This is a genomic window from Planktosalinus sp., assembly GCF_059864935.1.
In genome coordinates, this window is record NZ_JCBCCK010000121.1 from 1 (window position 1) to 4,652 (window position 4,652).

General features: G+C 40.7%; 2 protein-coding genes. Both read right to left on the reverse strand.

Annotated features, from left to right (window positions below):
• Positions 1-2,311: HYR-like domain-containing protein (locus AC6F75_RS05205; RefSeq protein WP_500713891.1), on the reverse strand; the 2,311-nt coding region annotated here is incomplete at its 3' end.
• Between the two features lie 723 nt (positions 2,312-3,034).
• On the reverse strand, positions 3,035-4,652 hold a 1,618-nt coding region (locus tag AC6F75_RS05210), incomplete at its 5' end, for a T9SS type A sorting domain-containing protein (protein ID WP_500713892.1).

Here is a 4,652-nt window from a genome sequence, read left to right on the forward strand (position 1 = left end):
CATAGTTCCAGCTAAAGGTGATCGTACCTTCACAACTAACATAGGTTCCGCCTTGCGTTGGACCTGTTGGTGTGATCAGGTTGCCACAGTTGTCATTGACAGCCGGTGGTACAGGTACTACTGCCTGAGATGCACAAGCTATGGTGCTTCCTTGATTTGCAGGTAATACAAAGTCCTCAACCTCTATATGAATAGTTTGAGTCACATTTACAAAATTACCACAAGCATCAGCAACCTTATAAGTTCTGGTGATGGTTGGTTCACAGAGATCATTATCTGATACGTCTCCTTCGTGTGTCACGATCGGTGCTCCACAATTATCTGCAGCATCTGTAACTACGGTTATGTCAGGAACCGGAATATCGTCAATACAAGCTACCGTAATAGGAGCGGGATTTGAAGCTGTTGGCGCCTCATCATCCCCGGCAACACTAAAGGTTGAAGAACATGTTACTACTTGGTCACATTCATCAGTAACGGTAAGTGTTACTGTAATGCTTCCTCCTGTACAAGGAGTAAAAGTGGGTAATGTATAGGTATTTATGTTTATTACTTGTCCGTCTACTTTATACACAGCATCCAGATCACCATGACCACCTGAGAATGTAAACTGAGCAAACCAGTTGCTTAATGCCTGGTCTATAGCTGTCTGAGACAAGCAAGCTGCAATTTCTTCGTTATTAGGACAACTAATTCCTATAAGAGAAGGAATCATCTCTAAAACTTCAAATTCAGCCTCAGATGAACATCCTATTCCTGTTCCTCCAAATCCAGGGGCTGTTACTACAACTTTATAAACTCCTGCTACAGTAACTAATAATTCATGGGTTATTTGACCGGGAATCAATACCCCATCTTTATACCATTGGTACTGTAAACCAGATTGAATATCAGTTACAGCTGTTAAGGTTACTGATGCTGCATTACAATCAAGGTGACCTCCATCTATTGTTACAGTAGCAACCTGAGGATCTCCCATTGGGAATGGACCGGCAAAATCTTTTAACTGTGAAGTAAAGGAAGCTGATGAACGGGTTTTAACCAATATGCCCCCAAACAAAGCACTACAGGGATCACTTCCATTACCACCGTTACCTATTGATACCATATCAAAGCCAAACTCGGTAAGGTTGACACCAAACTCAATAAAGGTAAAAGCCGGGTAATTTACTACCTGACTGGCCTGTGGCCCTGTAAGGGTCCCCCAGGGTCCTGCGGGAACAGGCGTGGTATTGATTTGAGCAAAAGCAATATTAGGTTCTTGAACCGGGCAAGTTGTCGCGGTTTTAAGCTCAATTTCAGCATAACCGAAACCATTAGCTCCGGTACCCGATTCAAAAACCGGCTGCCCATTGCTTCCAATTACAAATTTAAATTTAGCATCTGTATTGTTATCTAACACAGAGTTGAATGCAATTATACTGCCACCGGGTAAGTTTGATGGTTTTACCCATATATAGACGTGACCGTCAATGATATTCCCACCGTTTAGAAAGTTCAAGGAAAATATAATATCTCCAAGTTGTGAAACATCTCCGTTAGGGCTAAATTTCCATGCGGTATGCCCGCCATCAGGTCCTAAATTTTGAAAACTTCCAGCACCTAAGCTATAGTCTAGGTCTTGTCTGAAAAACTCAAAATCGATGTAAGCCGATCCGTCACCTGAACGCGTAGAAGCACCCAAAAATAACCATAAATCTGGATTTGCTGCATCAGTGATGTCCTTGCGTAAATGTGCAAAAACATCGATAATGTCGTTTTTTTGTGGGATACTGCCGATTCCGACATTCCAGGTACCCGGATTATCTGCGTTTTTGTTTGAACCTGAAGCAAACACCGAAGAATCTTGGTTGCTTCCTGCCGAGTTAGGATCTCTAACATAAACGGCGTCGAGCCATTCTATATTGTTTTCTACAAAATGGGGATTCTGTGACATGCCGTAAGTAACAGATTGATTTCCTGTCGGCCCGGGGTTGTTTTCGTCAATCACCCCTCTATTATTTGTACTTCCGCACTTAAACCAGTCATCGGCAATATCACCGGATGGTAGTTGTACATTAGTACAAGGGTCAAAAATAAAGGTTGCTTGATCAGCACAAACATCGGCATCTACACCAAAATGTGCTCGTTCGGCACCAAATTCAACAATAATTTGTGAGGACATTTGTTGTCCCCAAAATAAAAAAAGCATAACTACAGCAAGTGCCGTCATGCTTTTAACAAACCCCCGCAATGGGTTTTGCCATGTGCTTTCTTTTTGATTTTCATCCTTCCCTGAGGTCGAAAACCTACAATCGTAATTTTCTGACATAACTTCTGTTTTTTTATTATTATTTTAAAATCAATACCTGTACAGCGGTAAGGTCATCTACAACAAAATAGCTACTTGAGCAACAAAATGTAATAGTTTCAATAAATAAGGGGCACTATATGTTTTATTGGGGAAGTAAACCGGTTAGGTAAAACCGGTCAGGGAATATTCAAATTTATGGATAGAATTTTGTTTTAAAACAGCGTTCTACTAAATTTAGATAATCGGCACAAAAAATTCCGCAAAATGCATATTTGTGTAGGAATGATAACTTTTGTGTACCCTTGCAGATTGTTAAAGTTTTGACCACGATTGTACGTACACGTTCACACTCGTTTATTAAAATTATGAGGACAATAAGCCTGCTGTTGGAAGTGAGACAACAGCCTGTGCAGATGATTTAAACACACCGACTCCTCCTACATAATAGGACAACTGTGAAAATGGAATTACACCTTTCGTTTCAGAAGTAAGCACGAGTATGTTAAAATGATATTTACAATAATCTTCTTACAGTTATCTTCTTGCATATGCCTTCCCGAAGTAGCAAAATGCATTTATTTTCATTATTCTTCGATAAAAAATATGCGGGAAATCCAAATAGGAAATCTCGCATTTAAAAAAGTATATCAGAAACTAATTGTAAAAGTAGATAAATGATAAAAAAAGTAGGGTTGCCAACCGGCAACCCTACTTAAAAATTCTAAGTCTAATTGTTACGTCTTATTTGTTTGACGACACAACTTTCTTAACAACAACTCCTCTACTGGTTGTCAGTTTGATAAAATATACCTGGTCATTAGCACGAGACATGTCCAGTATTGATGTATCAAGTATACCTTGCGAATAGTTGTAGTTCTTAACAGTTGTGATCAATCTTCCTCTGATATCAAAGACTTCAATGGTCACATTGGTATCAAATTCAAACGTATAGTCAACATTCAACTTACTGTCAAACGGTACAGGATAAGCATAGAAATCAATACTTGGCATAGTGCTGATGGCATTCTGAACACAATCTATTCCGCTGTTATTAGAAGGTGTAAATACTCCTCCTTCGTCGTCAGACACTGAGCATCTGCACAATTCTTCACAAACTACAGTGTGTACGATTATCCAGAAATCACCATTAACATCCACGGGATCCATACTGTAATTGTAAACATTATCCAATGCTCCCCAATTAAAGTTATAACGACCCGGTGCTACTGTTTCTTTACCATTAGGCAACGTTGGATACTTATCGCAACCAATGTAAACATGGGTTTCTGTCATTGCAAATCCATTGAAAATGTTTATTGAAACAGTTACCTCTCCATTGTCATAATCTATTGTAGCATTACCCACGTGGGTTCCGTTACCTAAGATGCATTGACCTGCAGCTGCATAAAGTGGCATAGTATAAACGCCTTCTTGATCTATTAAGTTTGTCCAACCCCATCGGTTAAAGCCGTCTGCCAAGAAGCAGGTTTCCGCTCCGTCAAGTCTACCAAAGGCAGTTTCACAGTTGGCAAATTCATCCCACTCTTTGATAACAGTCAGAGTTTCCTCTGCGCTGTTTTCACAATCGTCTTCCACATAGAATACATAGTCTGCAGTTTCATAGCAAGGGAATATTTGAATATTTGTTGGCCCTGCTGTTACTTGTCCACCGGCTGCACAATTGTCTGTCCAGTCTGCTGACAATGATGATGGGAACTCCTCATTACATAAGTCTTCGACTACAGGAATAGTGATTACCGGGTTTGTTTGATCGCTTCCGGTATGGGTGATTGTTTCACCAACCAGTGCATTACCACATTCGTCTGTTACATCATAAGTATAAACCAACGTCCATCCACAATCATCTCCGTTAAGATCTGTGTCTGTCAATGTTACTGTTACATCCCCACAAGCATCACTATAATATGTTGCCACATCAATAGCATCAAATGGGAAAGCTGTTTCAGCATCACCATAACAAACATCTGCATTGTCAGCTCCAACAGGTGCTGTACCGGTTGGATCGGTAGTGTCTTCGATGGTGAACCTTGCCATTGTAGTGCTGGTGTTGCCACAGTCATCAGTAGCAGTGAAAATCACCTCTACATAACCGGTAGCTCCACATAAGTCCACAAAGTTTGCAGGGTCATAGTCGTTTGACCAACTTACATCTCCACAAGCATCTGATGCCTCAGCACCTCCGTTGTTATTCAACCACGCTTGTAAATCAGCAATGTTGCCACTGCCATCACATTCTACTGTCTCATCTTCCGCGTCTACGTCGATACTTGGATCGGTAGTGTCCTCGATAGTGAACCTTGCCCTTGTAGTGCTGGTGTTGCCACACTCATCTGTTGCA